This window comes from Vibrio sp. N418 (assembly GCF_000222565.1).
Taxonomy (GTDB): Bacteria; Pseudomonadota; Gammaproteobacteria; order Enterobacterales; family Vibrionaceae; genus Vibrio; species Vibrio scophthalmi.
Genome location: NZ_AFWD01000061.1, coordinates 1 through 16,146 on the forward strand (window position 1 = coordinate 1; position 16,146 = coordinate 16,146).

Consider the following 16,146-nt stretch of genomic DNA (forward strand, 5'->3'; position numbering starts at 1 on the left):
CCCGCAATGCGGGCTTTTTTGTATCGCTTATTTATTCATAGGCTAATTAGCCGAATGAAGCCCAAATAACCGTAGCCACTAACAACGGGCAAACAAACTTCACGTACGCAGGCCACAACTTACCGAATAGCCCTTGGCTGAACTCAGGACAACCTTGTTCTAGTTCTTTGATCTTAGCGTTGCGATTCCAAACCCAACCACCAAATACACAGAATAGTAGTGCTGCCGTTGGTTGTAAGTACTGAGTCGCCACCGTAGCGACTAAGCCAAACATCGCACCAAAGTTATAGACGATCACCACGCTAAATAGTGCAATGATGCCACCCAGAACCCAACTGGTTGGCCCACGTTTGGTGTTAAAACGCTCTCCCACCAACGAAACCGGACACTCCAGCATCGAGATTGATGAGGTCAATGCTGCAATCGTCAGTAGTAAAAAGAACGCAATCGAGAAGATTTGTCCCAATAACCCAAGGCTATCGAACATCAAAGGTAAGACAGTAAAGACCAAGGTATCAGAGCTTAGTAATGACCCATCCTCAGCATAGATCTGAACACCTTTTTGCATCGCAACAAACATCGCCGGCATCACGACTAGGCCAGCAATAAAGGCCACGGCAGTATCGACTAAGGTCACGTTCATTGCCATCTTAGGCAAGTTCTCTTTCTTACTTAAATAAGAACCGTAGATCAACATTGAACAGCCACCGATAGTCAGCGAGAAGAAGCCTTGTCCCATCGCCGCTAGAATCAATTTTCGGTCAAATACTTTCTCAAAATCAGGTACTAAATAGTGCTTCAAACCTTCCATTGCGCCGTTTTGCGTCATGATGTAGACAAACAGAAGACCAAATAGGACAAACAGTGCCGGCATCAGGCGTGTTGACCACTTCTCAATACCTTGTTTTACGCCACCTTGCACAATCAGGATCGTCAGAACATAAAAAACGAGAGTACCAAAAAGGTTACGTTCTACACTGAATCCTTTAAACCAAGCCGTTGCCGCTTGCAGGCCGAAAATGTCGGTAATCGCCCCCAGCATGAAACAGATCAACCAACCACCAACAATGCTATAAAAGGCTAAAACAGCACTTGGCACGCTCAAACCTATCCAACCGACTAAACCACCGAAAGTCTTACCTAGCGGCTTATCGGTTAGTGAACGCATGCTATCTACAGGGTTCGCTTGCCCATAGCGACCAATCGCCATTTCAACCACCAGCATAGGGAAAGCAACCACAAGGATCATCACCAGATAAACTAGCAGAAATGCGCCACCGCCATTGCTGGCAGCCTGTGTCGGGAAGCCCCAAATATTACCAAGCCCCACCGCTGCGCCAGCGGCAGCAAGGACAAAGCCAAGACGAGAGCCAAAATGCTCACGCTCAGAAGAATGTTGTTGTGTCATACCACCCACACAATATCAATGAACTAGTAGGCTAGTACATTATAATTAAAACCAACAATGCACAAGCGCTATTAGACAATTATTTCGATATACCCGACAGTTTTCCGATGATCTCACTACCTCATTTTTACTCGAAGTAATAAAAAAGGAGCCGTATTGGCTCCTTCAATAAAATAGAGGTTATTGTTAAATACTAAAGACTTGGTAGTCTTTAAGCTGTGGGATCTTTTTCAGAACGTCTTGTTCTTGCTCTGCCATTTGGTCAAGAGACTCACAGAACTCTTGTGCTTTCTGTTGTGATTCTGCAGCATGTTCTGCCATACGCTTTTCAACTTTTGCTTTCAGCGCATACATACTTTCCGACAATTCAGTTAAGTTTAAACCGCCATCTTGCTGCATCTTCTCTGATAACACTCCCATCGCATCAGACAAAAACTCACTGGTGAAGATCTCTTTTGCTTTAGCAAAGTCATCCGCCCAAGATTGCGTCATCTCATCAAAGCTTTGCGCAGGGAGAATTAAATCACCATCCTTGTAATAACGCGCTTCGACGTCGGCATAAAATTCTTTGACTGCCGTTTTTACATCATCAAAAGCACCCGGTGCTTCAAGGCTAGTTGCAACATCATCAATTAAATCATTCGCCAAGGCGATACCATCATCAGCCAGCTGTTTTGCGCGTGGCAGATAATCATTCATTTGTTGGCGGTACTTATCGATCGCCGCTTGCTGCTCAGCATCAAGTTGGATCTTCTCACCATGAATAAAGAGGTTGTTGTCACCATCGACGACTGCTTTTTCACCATCACTGTGGGCAATTTCGAGTTTTTCGCCATCCAATGTCACCTGATTTTGTATATCAATGCGGCACTGCGCAGCTTGGCTGCTCGCACTAAAGCTAGCAACGCTAAGAAATATAAGTGAAAGGCTGATGATGTGTGTTTTCATGATGTCGCTCAATCGTTATCCAAATCTATTATTACTATAACATTAATGCACGGAAGGCATGTTAGCTGACTGTCACGACTTGATAGGTCTTCGCTTTGTCGCCAATCTTAACCACTACCTCATCGCCTTCTAACTTGCCTTTCAGCGCTTTACCAAGTGGTGATAGCACCGTGAGCAAATACACAGACTGTTGCTGGGATTCAACCTCTAATCCACCAGCACAGGGAGCGATAAAGAAGTGCCTACTCACTTCCTGTTCATCTTCAACTTCTACATACGCGCCAACAGCAATGGCGCTATCGACGAAACTGCGCAGCGTAAGATTGCGCATTAAACTCAGCTCACGTTCACACTCTTGAACTCGCATTGCTTGCCCATGGGCAAGATAAGCGGCCTCAAGCGCTAAAGTATCATATTTATGTTCTGATACCGTTTGGTCATCTGTCGCAGCATCAATCGCAGTTTGAGTTGATGAGTGAGCGATAACTAACTTTTCTTGGAGCGCGGCGACGATATCGGCGACTAATTGCTGTTTATGCATGATGGTGTAAGTGGAAACTACAAGGAGATGATAACAAGGCAATAGAGTAGCACACTCGATGCCATTCCAAGAGTGCATAGCTAGACAAACACGGAAAGTACGCCGACTAAAAGAAGCTTAATTGTTTGCTTTGATCTTCCGGTTTAAGCATCACGCTTAACCCCAGTAAACGTATTTCCCGACCATTTTGGCGCTTCAACACGTCGGTTAATAATTGACGAAAATCGTCTAATTCTAATTGTGGATGAATGTGCTCGATGGTAGTTTGCTGAAAGTCGGCAAACTTAACCTTAATTCCCTGTTTGATAATCGATTTATCTGGACTGGCTTTGAGCAGACGAACTTCCAGCTCAGGATACAACTTCTGCTCGATCACTTGCCAGCACTGTTCATAACTCACAATGTTGTGAGTAAATGTACGCTCAACACCGACCGACTTTCGCTCACGCTCAGTCACCACTTCCCGTTCATCAATGCCGTGGCTACGTTTCCACAAAGATTCACCTTGTCTTCCAAAGCGGCGCAATAACTCACGATAATCGCTGTTTTTAATATCCTCGCACAGAAAAAAACCTGCTTGATGTAACTTCTCGAGGCTCACCTTCCCCACTCCGGGAATTTTCTCCAATGGCAATTTATCAACCACCGCTTGCACTTGCTCCGGTGGAATAACACATTGTCCATTGGGTTTATTAATATCAGACGCCACTTTAGCGAGAAACTTGATCGGAGCGATACCAGCTGAGGCAGTGAGATGTAATTCGTTTTCTATATCACGACGAATCGCTTGCGCAATCAAGGTCGCAGAGCCTCGACATAACGTCGAATCTGTCACATCGAGATAGGCTTCATCGAGGGAAAGAGGCTCAATTAAGACGGTGTAGCGCTCGAATATAGCGCGTATTTGGGTCGAGACCTGCTTGTAAACGTCCATACGGCCACGAACCACTAGCAGATCGGGACAAAGCTGCAACGCTCTTGCAGTTGGCATTGCGCTACGAACACCAAATTTACGAGCTTGGTAATTACAGGTGCTGATCACACCACGTTGCTTTTCACTGCCCCCAACAGCTAGGGGACGATCACGATAACTTGGGTTATCACGCATTTCGACAGCGGCAAAAAAACAATCCATATCCACATGAATGATTTTTCTTACTCGTTCCGCAGCCATACCCATCACACCACACTGTTTAAAAACACAGTATAAATAATAAAGTGGAAGATGAAAAATCTATTTGCATCACAGCATTGCCACTTCTTTATCATGGAGCTCTGCTCAAGAACACTTTATGATAGCTATTAACAAATCAGATAGTATGGATGCTACGTGAATAAAAAGATTTTAGTGGTTGAAGACAGCCTCACTTTTCGCAATTACCTAGAACAGCTCTTAAGCCAAGCGGGGTATCACGTTTTTGCTGCAGAAAATATCGCTCAAGCAAAAAGTATATTGAATACTGAAAAGGATATTCTCTGTGCTGTGCTCGATTATTGTCTACCGGACGGGGAAGATGGTGAAGTTATCGAGTTAGCACTGACTCACCAACATAAGGTTATTGTGCTGACTGCGCTATTTAACCCTGAGCTTCGCGAGCACATGTTGGCAAAAGGGGTGGTCGATTATCTGCTTAAAGACAGTACCGCTTCAGTCTCATACATTTTGCCCTTGATCCAACGTTTAGAGCGTAATCAACAGCATAAGTGTTTGGTCGTTGACGACTCAGCAACTGTGCGTAATCACGTGGTACAGTTGCTTGAGCATCAATATATTACTACCCGCCAAGCAGAAAATGGCGTTGAAGCAATCAAAGCACTGCAAAACGATGCTGAGATTACGTTTGTCATTAGCGATCATGATATGCCGGAAAAAGATGGCATCACCATGATCCGTGAAATTCGTCAACAGAGTGACCGTACCCGACTACCAATTCTCGGCTTATCAGGCAGCGAAGATCCCACCTTAACGGCACAATTTCTAAAAGCGGGCGCCAACGACTTCCTCAACAAGCCTTTTAACCCCGAGGAGTTTTATTGCCGCGTGCATCAAATACTCAATATGCAAGAGGCTACTCAAGAGCTCTATCGCATGGCGAATCAAGATGCTCTGACTGGGCTTTGGAATCGTCGCTATCTATTTAATCAAGCGTGCAATGGTTGCGAGGCTCGTAATATCGCGATGCTTGATATCGATTTCTTTAAAGCAGTCAATGATACCTACGGCCACGATGGTGGCGACGCCGTATTGGTGACCGTGGCCAAAATTTTGCAGCTTTACTTCCCTGACGATGTCATCGCTCGATTTGGTGGTGAAGAGTTTTGTATTCAAGCTTGTGGCTCTTTCGACCACTTTACTTCCCGATTGGAAAAACTGCGCCAGCGAATTGCCAACACCAGCATTCCCTATCAAGACACCTCGATAACTGTCACCATCAGCATTGGCGTTGCGACCATGCAAGAGAGCCTCGATGCGCAAATTAAATTGGCAGACGATCGCCTCTATGCCGCTAAAGATCAGGGCCGTAACCTAGTCATTGCGCAGTAAGGTTGTTGCGCAGTGAAATTTACCCTAGAGAACAAAAAAACCGGCTGAATGCCGGTTTTTTTATTTAAAGCCATATTAGGCAATGCGATCTTTTTCCCATGCCGCGAGCTTTTCAGCACGAGCAGCAGCGCGAGCCTCACGCTTCTTACGCGCATCACAAGGCTCTGGGCAATTACACACTTTCTCAATGCCGACAGCACCGAGGCCACCACAACTGCCTTTTACCACTTTCTTTTGGAAGATATAGCCCACTGCCATCGCAGCGATGACCGCCATAAACACACCAAAAGTAATTAGAAATGTACTCATAATCAGATGCTCACTTAGCTAATTATTGATTAATGAATGGCTTATACGCTTCTGAAGCCAATTCTTTGAAACCATCATCGGTCTTCACAATCATGAACACCGGAATATTATTTTCGTTAGCGATTTGCATACCACGCTCTTCACCGAGCACCATTAGACCGGTTGCAAGGCCATCAGCCGTCATTGATGACGCATCAAGCACTGTCACTGATACCACTTTATGGCGGATTGGGTAGCCCGTTTTTGGATCGATAATATGAGAATATCGAATGCCATTACTCTCGAAATAATTACGGTAGTCACCACTGGTCGCTATCGCCATATCGCCCGGCTCAATAATCTCTTGGATTGAGCGCTCACCCACACTTGGTTTTTCAATTGCAATACGCCAGCCAATGCCTTCACGGTTGACACCTTTTAAACGCATCTCACCGCCAACTTCCACCATGTAGTTAGCGATGCCTTCTGACTGTAAGTAATTCGCTACCACATCGACACCCCATCCTTTAGCGATGGTTGAAAGGTCGACATACAGGTTAGGGATATCCTTCGATAACTTATTGCCGTCCATCGATAGATGTTCAATTCCAGTATAGGCTTTGCGAGCAGCCAATTCTTCATCGCTTGGAACAACATCAGGACGCGCTTCAGGACCAAAACCCCATAGATTCACTAGTGGCCCAACCGTGACATCCAATGCCCCTAAAGTTAGACCGTTCAAGCGCATCGCTTCTTTCACAACTGTCGCGGTTTGCGGCGAGACTTCGAAAGGTTGATTAGTTTGATGCTGATTAAAGCGACTTAGTTCAGAGTCTTTACGGTAAGTCGACATCTGGTCATTCACTTCTTCAAGTAAGCGATCAATTTCAGTCTGTAGAACGTCTGGTGTCGGTAAACCTTCTTGTTCAATGTACTTAATATTATAAGTTGTCCCCATAGTAGGACCGCTTAAATGAACTTGTTCTACCGATTTTTCACAGCCAGCTAGAACCAATAGAGAAGCAAAGACAACAAGCCACTTTTTCACTCGTTTACTCCTGGTGTTGTTTAGAAAACATAGGGTAGCTGTTGATATTCATCAGCTATCTTATATTCACTAATTTTGAAAAAAGAATGGCTAGCTCAAGAGCCAGCCATGTATCTATTTGTCGTGAAACTAAAATCAAGCAATTGATTTGATAGCAAAAAAGCTAATCATCCTTCCCTAGTTATCTAGTTCTCTATGTAACTAGGGAGGATTTATCAAGCTGATGGTGCTAGCGCTTCAATTACGTAGAAATTAGCCACCGAAGTCATCTAGAAGGATGTTTTCATCTTCTACACCTAGATCTTTCAGCATGCCGATAACAGCCGCGTTCATCATAGGTGGACCACACATGTAGTATTCACAATCTTCTGGCGCTTCGTGATCACGTAGGTAGTTCTCGTAAAGAACGTTGTGAATGAAGCCTGTGTAACCATCCCAGTTATCTTCTGGCATAGGATCAGACAGTGCACAGTGCCATACGAAGTTTTCATTCTCTGCCGCTAGGCCATCGAAATCTTCCACGTAGAACATTTCACGCTTAGAACGTGCACCATACCAGTAAGACATCTTACGCTTCGATTTAAGGCGAAGAAGTTGGTCAAAGATATGAGAACGCATTGGCGCCATACCTGCACCACCACCGATGAAGACCATTTCATTGTCGGTATCTTTAGCGAAGAACTCACCAAATGGACCTGAAATAGTACACTTATCACCTGCTTTTAGAGACCAAATGTAAGACGACATCACACCTGGTGGCACGTCTGGGTTATTTGGCGGCGGAGTTGCGATACGCACGTTAAGCTTAATGATGCCTTTCTCTTCTGGGTATGAAGCCATAGAGTAAGCACGGATTGAATGCTCTTTAACGATTGATTCGTAACGGAACAAGTTAAACTTATCCCAGTCACCACGATACTCTTCTGGAATATCGTAATCTGCGTATTTCACGTGGTGTGGTTCAGCTTCGATCTGAATGTAGCCACCTGCACGGAATGGAACCTCTTCCCCTTCAGGGATTGCCAGTGCCAATTCTTTGATGAAAGTCGCTTCGTTGTTATTCGAGATAACAGTACATTCCCACTTCTTAACACCAAAAATTTCTTCTGGAAGTTCAATTTCCATATCAGATTTAACCGCTACCTGACAAGCTAGACGCTCACCTTCACGTGCTTCACCTTTAGAAATATGATCCAGTTCAGTTGGTAGAATATCACCACCACCTGCTTTCACTTTTACGCGACACTGACCACAAGAGCCACCGCCACCACACGCTGATGATACGAAGATGCCTTTAGCAGCCATCGCACCAAGCAACTTGTCACCTGGAGAAGTCACAAAACTCTTCTCTGGGTCACCATTAACTGAAATAGTAACGTCACCTGTAGGCACTAGCTTAGATTTAGCGAATAGGATCACTAAAACCAAAGCAAGTAGAATAATGGTAAACATCGCTACGCCAAGAATAATGCTTTGCATTTTTTATTCCTTACTTATGGGTGCTTACCCTACAGTTGAACACCGGAGAAAGACATAAAGCCTAACGCCATCAAACCAACAGTGATAAAGGTAATACCAAGACCACGTAAACCTGGAGGCACGTCTGAGTATTTCATCTTCTCACGGATACCAGCAAGAGCAACAATCGCTAACATCCAACCCACACCTGAGCCGAAACCGTATACTACTGATTCCGCAAAGTTATAGTCACGTTGCACCATGAACGATACACCACCGAAGATCGCACAGTTAACTGTGATCAACGGAAGGAAGATACCAAGTGCGTTGTACAAAGGTGGGAAGAATCGATCGAGGATCATTTCTAGAATTTGTACTAGTGCCGCAATAACACCGATAAAGGTAATGAAGTTAAGGAAGCTTAAGTCCACACCTGAAACCAGCGCGTTCTCTTTCAATACATAGGTGTATACCAAGTTATTCATTGGTACCGCGATGGTCAAAACGACCACAACAGCAACACCTAGGCCAAAAGAGGTCTTAACCTTCTTCGATACGGCAAGGAAAGTACACATACCCAAGAAGAAAGACAAAGCCATGTTTTCGAGGAAAATCGATTTAACTAACAGGCTAATGTAATGTTCGATCATGCCCTTACTCCTTCGCTTCTACTTGTGCTGGTTTCAGAATACGGATAGCCCAAATCATGAAACCAATTAGGAAGAATGCAGATGGTGCTAGTAGCATTAGACCGTTAGGCTGATACCAACCACCATTACTCACTAGTGGTAGCACTTCCAAACCAAATAGCTTGCCTGAACCTAGTAGCTCACGGAAAAACGCAACCGTGATAAGCACGAAACCGTAACCAAGACCATTACCGATACCATCAATGAAAGATGGTAGTGGCGCTGATTTCATTGCAAACGCTTCAGCACGACCCATAACGATACAGTTAGTGATGATTAAGCTTACAAATACTGATAGCTGTTTAGAAATATCGTAAAGGTACGCTTTCAAAACTTGGTCTACCACGATTACCAAAGATGCGATGATCGCCATCTGTACGATGATACGAACACTGTTTGGCATGTGGTTACGAATAAGCGAAACGAATAAGTTTGAGAAAGCAGTTACGAAAATAACCGCTACTGTCATTACAAATGCCGTTTCTAATTTGGTGGTTACTGCAAGAGCCGAACAAACACCAAGAACTTGTAACGCGATTGGGTTGTTGTCCAATACTGGCGCTAAAAGGCTCTTTTTCATTTCTTTTGCATTAGCCATTAGTTCAGACCTCCATTAGCAACTTTGGTAAGGAACGGACCGAAGCCATCTTGACCCAACCAGAAGTCGAACGTATGTTGAACACCATTTGCTGTTAGCGTCGCACCAGAAAGACCGTCAATCGCATGCTCTGAACCTTCAGGAGCTTGACCTTTAACAATCTTAATTGCTGGGTTGTGGTCTGCATCAAACAGTTTCTTACCAACAAACAGTGCACGCCATGCTGGGTTTTCAACTTCACCACCAAGTCCCGGAGTTTCCGCTTGGTCGTAGTAAGTAACACCTGCAATCGTGTTGCCATCAGTTTCAACGGCGACAAACGCGTACATCATTGACCATAGACCGGTACCATGAACTGGAATGATAACTTTAGAGATACCATTCTCGCCTTTCACTAGATAAACAATACCTACGTCAGCACGACGAAGGATCTTTGCTTTATCTTGCTCAGCCGTTAGCTTCACAGATTCCGTTGGGTTTTTAGCCGCTTTACGTTGATCGTAATTCGCTGCTGTAGAGCCATCTTTTGCTGTCTCTACGAAATCACCCGTTTTAAAGTCTACAAGGCGTGGTTCGATATTATTTTGGAATTCAGTTTTAATATCTGCGTTTACAGTATTAATACCCGCTACTTCCAAAATTTTTGTCTGCTTATCAAGAACCGCATTTTCTTGCTGTTTTGAACGCAGGCCAACCGCCGCTGTTGATACGATGATTGAGCACACTAAGCTCAATGCGATAACAACAAACAGCGTCTTTTTAATGCTATCGTTATTACTTGCCATAGCGTGCTAGTCTCCGCTTAATGTTCTTCTCAATAACCATGTGGTCGAATAGAGGTGCAAACAAGTTCGCGAATAGAATCGCCAGCATCATACCTTCTGGATACGCTGGGTTTGCTACACGAATCATTACACACATCGCACCGATCAAGATGCCGTACCACCATTTACCACGGTTGGTAAATGAAGCCGATACAGGATCTGTTGCCATGAAGAACATACCAAACGCAAAACCACCTAGAACTAGGTGCCAATGTGCTGGCATTGCAAACATAGGGTTAGTGTCAGAACCGATGATGTTAAATAGCGTCGCTACAACGATCATACCCACCATCGTACCTGCGATAATGCGCCAAGAGGCGATTCGCATGTAAACGATCATGGCCGCACCGATCATAAGCGCTAGCGTTGATACTTCACCAATTGAACCAGGGATATTACCGATGAACGCGTCCATCCAAGTAATCGGGTTACCCGTTACTGTATTGATTAGAGCGCCAGAGCCACCGTGAGCCCATTGGCTCAGAGCCGTTGCACCAGAGAAACCGTCAGCCGCTGTCCAAACTGCATCACCAGAAATTTGCGCTGGGTATGCAAAGAACAAGAATGCACGGCCTGCTAATGCAGGGTTCAAGAAGTTACGACCTGTACCACCAAAGATTTCTTTCGCAACCACAACACCGAAGGTAATACCTAGTGCTGCTTGCCATAGAGGTAGAGTTGGTGGAACGATAAGTGCAAACAAGATAGAAGTAACAAAGAAACCTTCGTTAACTTCGTGCTTACGCACCATACAGAAAAGCACTTCCCAGAAACCACCGACAAGGAACACTGTCGCGTAGATTGGTAGGAAGTAGGTCGCGCCAAGTAGCATCTTACTGCCAACACCCGCTTCTGCACTCATGGTGCCGCCAAGCATTTCGGTTAGCCAGTAGTGCCAGTTACCTGCGATGATGTCAGCAAGTTCTTGGCCAGCATATTGGAAGTTAAGTGCTGCGATAGCTTGGCCACCCGCGTTGTACATACCCCAGAACATTGCTGGGAATACCGCGAACCAAACCATGATCATGATACGTTTTAAATCAACGCTATCACGAACGTGCGAGCTACGTTTTGTTACTGTACCAGGTGTGTAGAAAAGCGTTGCTGTTGCTTCGTAAAGCGCAAACCACTTCTCATGTTTGCCACCCGGCTCAAAATGATGCTCGATATCCTCAAGGAATTTTTTAAGCATGGATTACCCTTCCTTTACAATGGTATCTAGGCATTCACGAAGCAGTTGACCGTATTCGTATTTACCTGGACATACAAAGGTACACAATGCTAAATCTTCTTCGTCCAGCTCAAGTGCACCCAACGCTTGCGCGCTGTCCGTATCACCTGCACATAGATCGCGAAGTAGCAATGTTGGTTCCATATCAAGCGGCATTACGCGTTCGTAGTTGCCAATTGGAACCATTGCACGGTCACTACCGTTCGTCGTCGTTGTCATGTTAAACAACTGACCTTTGAAGATATGACCAAGGAAAGATTTGGTTACTGAGAATTTGTTTTTGCCTGGGACAGCCCAACCAAACAACTCTTTCTCACGACCTTCACGCAAAACAGACACTTGCTGATGGTAACGACCAAGGTAAGCATGAGGGCCAGCTGCTTGAGTACCGTTAAGTACTGAGCCAGAAATCACGCGAACTTCGCCAGGCATTAGCTCGTTGTCAGTTAACTCGTCAAGGCTTGCACCTACAACGGTACGAATAAGACGTGGTTTGTTCACGACAGGGCCTGCCAATGAAACAACACGTTCTACATTCAATTCACCGGTTAGGAACAATTGACCGAAAGCAATAACGTCTTGATAGTTGATGCTCCACGCCACGTTCTCTGCATTTACCGGATATAGGAAATGCATGTGAGTGCCGGCAAGACCAGCAGGGTGAGGGCCATCAAAAACGTGCTCTTCGACATTTGACTGTGAACAACGAGGTAAACTTGAGCCAGATTTACAAACGTAAACCTTACCTTCAGTTAGGGCTGAGAGAATTTCAAGACCAGCGATAAATGCTTCTTGTTGTTCATTAATGATCAACTCAGGCTGTGCTGCGAGTGGATTAGTATCCATTGCAGTAACAAAGATAGCCTTAGTAGAAGATTCGATTGCTGGGACCTTGCTAAACGGACGAGTACGTAAAGCTGTCCAAAGACCTGATTCAACTAGTTGAGATTTGATCACTTGACGATCCAAACCTTTTAGTTGAGCAGCTTCGAACTTATCGAAAGTAACTTGCTCTTCACCTGCCACTTCAATCACTACAGATTGAAGGACACGTTTAGCGCCACGGTTAACTTCGATCACTTTACCGCTTGCTGGTGAAGTAAACTTCACGCCAGGGTTCTTCTTGTCTTCAAAAAGAACTTGCGCTTTTTTCACTTCATCGCCTACGCGGACATGCATGGTAGGACGCATGCCAACGTACTCTTCGCCAAGCAAGGCGACTTTTTTGATGGCTTTGCCATCACTAATCACCTGGGCAGGAGTTCCCGCGATAGGAAGATCCAGACCCTTCTTTATTGTAATCATACGCACTTGCACTACTTTTATCGGGAAAAAGATTCTTTAAATTGCGTAACTTTTAGACACGACATCAGTGTCCGGTTTCGGCGTTTACTTTCGCCAAAATCGCAACATCCTAGTAATAATTTCTTCACATATAATACGTGAGATTTATCAGGTGCGATAGTCTATCATCATTTCCGAATCTGATGCCATGACCAATCAGAGGTATAGCAGTAATAAATGCTAGGAATTGAGTTTAAAAGGCCAAAGAATAATCATAATTTTGACCCATCGCACATCGATATATTGTTGTCAGCATAAATATTATTATTGATAGTTAACATAATGAAACGATTATTTTTATTTTGTTTCATTCTGACTTATGTTTCCACAATGTTAATGAGGATAATGAGTAATCTAAAAAAGCAGCCCACGGCTGCCTCATAAATTACTTGTCGCCACCTAAGCACATTGGGCTATCTGGTGCACGCTGTAAATCAAGCCATTCGCTCGGCGTATAAGTGTGAATCGCTAAGGCATGAATATGATTCGCCAGCTCGTCGGCTAAGGTTTGATTAATGATACGGTGCCTTGCGATCAAGCGCAGCCCTTCAAATTGTTCACTGACGACGATCACCTTAAAGTGGCTTTCAGAGCCGGGCGCAACATTATGCATGTAGCTTTCATTAATGACATCAAGGTGTTTCGGTGAGAGTTGTTGGTGGAGTTTGGTTTGGATTACTTCTTCTAACATAGTGCTTCACCACTTCCTATTAACAGTATGACTAATTATTATCACTGCATCATAGTCATATGATACGTAAATCAAAAGGTTTTAGTTTTCACTTTGCTCTTCATCTGCGACAATTTCTTTTAATCAAAAAAACACAAAGCGTTCCATTTATGAAAACTGATCTTTCTCTTTATGATCGTACATTAACTCTCTTTCGTTATCCAAAACGTAATAACGAAACATTACAGGCATGGGACGCTGGTGATGAATACCTAATTCAACATATCGAAGAGATGGCGCTCTCTGCCGGGCAAAAAATTGTCGTGCTCAATGACAGTTTTGGCGCGCTCAGTTGTTGGTTAGCAGATAAGCATCATGTCACCATGCTAAGTGACTCTTTTATCGCACAGCAAGCCACACGTAATAATCTGACCGACAATCACTGCAATCCAGTCGTGCTAGCGTCTAGCCTTGAATGCATCCCTACGGATGTTGATTTGGTGATCATGCAAATCCCACGCAACAATCGCTACTTAACTTGGCAACTCGCACAATTGCGTAACACCTTACCAAGTCATATCCCCGTCATTGCCGTCAATAAAGCCAAAGAGATCCACTCTTCGACCCTAAAATTGTTTGAAAAATATCTTGGTGAGACAAAAACGTCACTTGCGTGGAAAAAACACCGCTTAGTGTTCAGTTTTGCTAATAGTCCTCAACCTATCGACGTTGAGCCGTTTACGACTTGGGCGGTTGATGAACACAATATTACGCTGAAAAATCTCGCCAATGTGTATTCCGGTGAGAGCTTGGATCAAGGCGCGCGTTTTATGCTGCAAAATTTACCCGCAGATGACACCTATAAGCATGCGATTGATTTAGGCTGTGGCAACGGTATTTTGTCGATTAAATTGGCACAACTGAACCCAAGCCTTGAGATTACCTGTATCGATGAGAGCTTTATGGCGGTCGCATCTGCTGAGCAAAATCTACTCGATAACGTTGGCCAATCTGAGCGTTTCCACTGCATGGCGAACAACTGCTTAGATGGTATCAAAGCCGCTGGGTATGACCTTGTAGTCTGTAACCCACCGTTCCACCAGCAACAAGCCGTGACCGACCATATCGCTTGGCAGATGTTCTGTGATGCACAGCATGTTCTCAGCACTGGTGGGCAATTATTAGTTATCGGTAACCGTCACCTCGGATACGATGTGAAGTTAAAACGACTGTTTGGTAAGTCAAATGTCTCTGTCGTTGCAGTAAATAAGAAATTTGTAATTTTACAAGCGACTAAGTAGTCCACTATTATCGCTCAAGATTTTAGCTTCTGTGCAAAAAAATAGAAAAGGAAATGACAATGAGAAAACTGGTTCTCGCCGCGTCTATGGCATTACTACTCACCGCTTGTTCTGCCCCTCAACAAGAGCAACTTAACTTTGCCCCTCGTGCAGAATTGAGTAATAGCAACATTGTTAATGGCAGTACATTCTCACTAACCAGTAAAGATGTACGCTCAGCACAGTATGTCGCGCTTGTTGACAGTGGCCGTTCAAATATTGAACCACTTCATTCAAAACAGAATGTACGTATCACCTTAGAAAATGCCCTATTAGAACAGTTCCAATCTCAAGGTTTCCGCACTTCAGTCAACAGTGACAACTCTATCGTACTGCAAGTACAAGAGATGCTGGTGTCTGTGAAGCATTCTGTGATGGAAAACGAGATGGACGCGAAACTCGTTATTGAACTGACCGCTGAAACACCAAAAGGAAAACTGGTTAAACTCTACACCGCAACGGCAAACCGTAATGGTGCATTGAGCGCTTCTAACGAAGAAATTGAACTGGTATTAAACGATGTTGCTAACCTAGCACTACGTGAAATTGCCAATGACCGTGAACTGCAAAGCTACATGCAGGAGCGTTTCTAATGTGGAAATACGCCCTGGCGTGTTTTGCGCTGGTTTCAAACCTTGCTTTTGCTGGGCCTAAAGTTGAAATGGAAACCAATCTAGGTTCAATCGTTATCGAGCTGAATAGCCAGCAGGCACCAGTTTCTGTTGCGAATTTCCTTAAGTATGTAAAAGATGGCAGCTATGTTGGTACACAATTTCACCGTGTCATTCCAGGCTTTATGGCTCAGGGCGGTGGCTTTGATACTGATATGAATCGTGCTGACACTTATGCACCAATTAAGAATGAAGCAAACAATGGTTTACCAAACAATGTAGCAACGATCGCCATGGCTCGTACTAACGATCCTAATTCTGCTACTCGTCAATTCTTCATCAACTTAGCGGATAATGATTTCCTTAATGCCAGCTCTCGCCCACCCGGCTACGCTGTTTTTGGTGAAGTCGTCCAGGGCTTTGATGTTGTACAAGAAATGGCAAGAAAACCAACACACTCTGTTGGTCGTTACCGCGATGTTCCTGTAGAAGCGATCGTGATTAAAAAAGTCACGGTTCTCGACTAATACAGTTAGGCTCTCACTCTCAATGAGAGCCTTTTCTTTCTCTCTTCGTTTCTAATATGAATCACGCTTTTTCAAG

At 44.4% G+C, this 16,146-nt stretch carries 17 protein-coding genes; 4 read left to right on the forward strand and 13 right to left on the reverse strand.

Annotated elements, in window-relative coordinates:
* Positions 1–46 precede the first annotated feature (46 nt).
* The 4 genes from RH86_RS13480 to dinB form a co-directional block, all read right to left on the reverse strand.
* Positions 47–1,408 carry a sodium-dependent transporter gene (locus RH86_RS13480; RefSeq protein ID WP_009386715.1) on the reverse strand — a complete coding sequence of 454 codons (1,362 nt, stop codon included), beginning with the start codon at positions 1,406–1,408 and terminating at the stop codon, positions 47–49.
* A 186-nt stretch (positions 1,409–1,594) separates the two neighbouring features.
* Positions 1,595–2,356 carry a YggN family protein gene (locus RH86_RS13485; protein WP_009386716.1) on the reverse strand — a complete coding sequence of 254 codons (762 nt, stop codon included), beginning with the start codon at positions 2,354–2,356 and terminating at the stop codon, positions 1,595–1,597.
* A 61-nt stretch (positions 2,357–2,417) separates the two neighbouring features.
* Positions 2,418–2,897: a GreA/GreB family elongation factor gene (locus tag RH86_RS13490; protein WP_009386717.1), complete on the reverse strand. Its 480-nt coding sequence runs from the start codon at positions 2,895–2,897 to the stop codon at positions 2,418–2,420.
* Positions 2,898–3,003: 106 nt separating this feature from the next.
* Complete coding sequence (dinB, locus tag RH86_RS13495) at positions 3,004–4,071, reverse strand: DNA polymerase IV (protein WP_009386718.1); 1,068 nt, start codon at positions 4,069–4,071, stop codon at positions 3,004–3,006.
* 156 nt (positions 4,072–4,227) lie between these two features.
* Between dinB and RH86_RS13500 the strand changes: the two genes are divergently transcribed.
* Entirely contained in the window at positions 4,228–5,442 is a 1,215-nt protein-coding gene (locus tag RH86_RS13500; protein WP_009386719.1) for a response regulator, read from the forward strand.
* A gap of 75 nt (positions 5,443–5,517) precedes the next feature.
* Here the strand turns inward: RH86_RS13500 and nqrM are convergent, their stop codons facing one another.
* From nqrM to RH86_RS13545, 9 genes are all read right to left on the reverse strand, one after another.
* Positions 5,518–5,751 (reverse strand): (Na+)-NQR maturation NqrM, encoded by a 234-nt coding sequence (gene nqrM / locus RH86_RS13505; RefSeq protein WP_005592795.1) that lies wholly within the window; start codon positions 5,749–5,751, stop codon positions 5,518–5,520.
* A gap of 22 nt (positions 5,752–5,773) precedes the next feature.
* On the reverse strand, positions 5,774–6,778 hold the full coding sequence (locus RH86_RS13510) for an FAD:protein FMN transferase (protein WP_009386720.1): 1,005 nt from the start codon (positions 6,776–6,778) through the stop codon (positions 5,774–5,776).
* 252 nt (positions 6,779–7,030) lie between these two features.
* Positions 7,031–8,257 (reverse strand): NADH:ubiquinone reductase (Na(+)-transporting) subunit F, encoded by a 1,227-nt coding sequence (gene nqrF / locus RH86_RS13515; protein WP_005592797.1) that lies wholly within the window; start codon positions 8,255–8,257, stop codon positions 7,031–7,033.
* A gap of 29 nt (positions 8,258–8,286) precedes the next feature.
* Complete coding sequence (nqrE, locus tag RH86_RS13520; protein WP_038219715.1) at positions 8,287–8,883, reverse strand: NADH:ubiquinone reductase (Na(+)-transporting) subunit E; 597 nt, start codon at positions 8,881–8,883, stop codon at positions 8,287–8,289.
* A gap of 7 nt (positions 8,884–8,890) precedes the next feature.
* Positions 8,891–9,523 carry an NADH:ubiquinone reductase (Na(+)-transporting) subunit D gene (locus tag RH86_RS13525; protein ID WP_005592801.1) on the reverse strand — a complete coding sequence of 211 codons (633 nt, stop codon included), beginning with the start codon at positions 9,521–9,523 and terminating at the stop codon, positions 8,891–8,893.
* Positions 9,523–10,308: a Na(+)-translocating NADH-quinone reductase subunit C gene (locus RH86_RS13530; protein WP_009386721.1), complete on the reverse strand. Its 786-nt coding sequence runs from the start codon at positions 10,306–10,308 to the stop codon at positions 9,523–9,525. Before RH86_RS13530 ends, RH86_RS13525 begins: the two co-directional genes overlap by 1 nt.
* A complete protein-coding gene (locus RH86_RS20300; protein ID WP_005592805.1) occupies positions 10,298–11,539 on the reverse strand; it encodes an NADH:ubiquinone reductase (Na(+)-transporting) subunit B in 1,242 nt (413 codons plus the stop codon). Before RH86_RS20300 ends, RH86_RS13530 begins: the two co-directional genes overlap by 11 nt.
* A gap of 3 nt (positions 11,540–11,542) precedes the next feature.
* The gene (locus tag RH86_RS20305; RefSeq protein ID WP_005592807.1) at positions 11,543–12,883 is read right to left on the reverse strand and encodes a Na(+)-translocating NADH-quinone reductase subunit A; all 1,341 of its coding nucleotides are present in this window, start codon (positions 12,881–12,883) and stop codon (positions 11,543–11,545) included.
* 424 nt (positions 12,884–13,307) lie between these two features.
* Positions 13,308–13,613, reverse strand: a complete 306-nt coding sequence (locus RH86_RS13545) for a BolA family protein (RefSeq protein WP_005592808.1) — start codon at positions 13,611–13,613, stop codon at positions 13,308–13,310.
* Between the two features lie 149 nt (positions 13,614–13,762).
* Between RH86_RS13545 and RH86_RS13550 the strand changes: the two genes are divergently transcribed.
* From RH86_RS13550 to RH86_RS13560, 3 genes are read left to right on the forward strand one after another with little or no spacing between them, the layout of a single operon-like run.
* Positions 13,763–14,893 (forward strand): methyltransferase, encoded by a 1,131-nt coding sequence (locus RH86_RS13550; protein WP_009386722.1) that lies wholly within the window; start codon positions 13,763–13,765, stop codon positions 14,891–14,893.
* A gap of 59 nt (positions 14,894–14,952) precedes the next feature.
* Positions 14,953–15,525: a YajG family lipoprotein gene (locus RH86_RS13555; protein WP_005592811.1), complete on the forward strand. Its 573-nt coding sequence runs from the start codon at positions 14,953–14,955 to the stop codon at positions 15,523–15,525.
* A complete protein-coding gene (locus tag RH86_RS13560) occupies positions 15,525–16,070 on the forward strand; it encodes a peptidylprolyl isomerase (RefSeq protein ID WP_009386723.1) in 546 nt (181 codons plus the stop codon). The genes RH86_RS13555 and RH86_RS13560 overlap by 1 nt, the downstream gene beginning before the upstream one ends.
* Positions 16,071–16,146 lie beyond the last annotated feature (76 nt).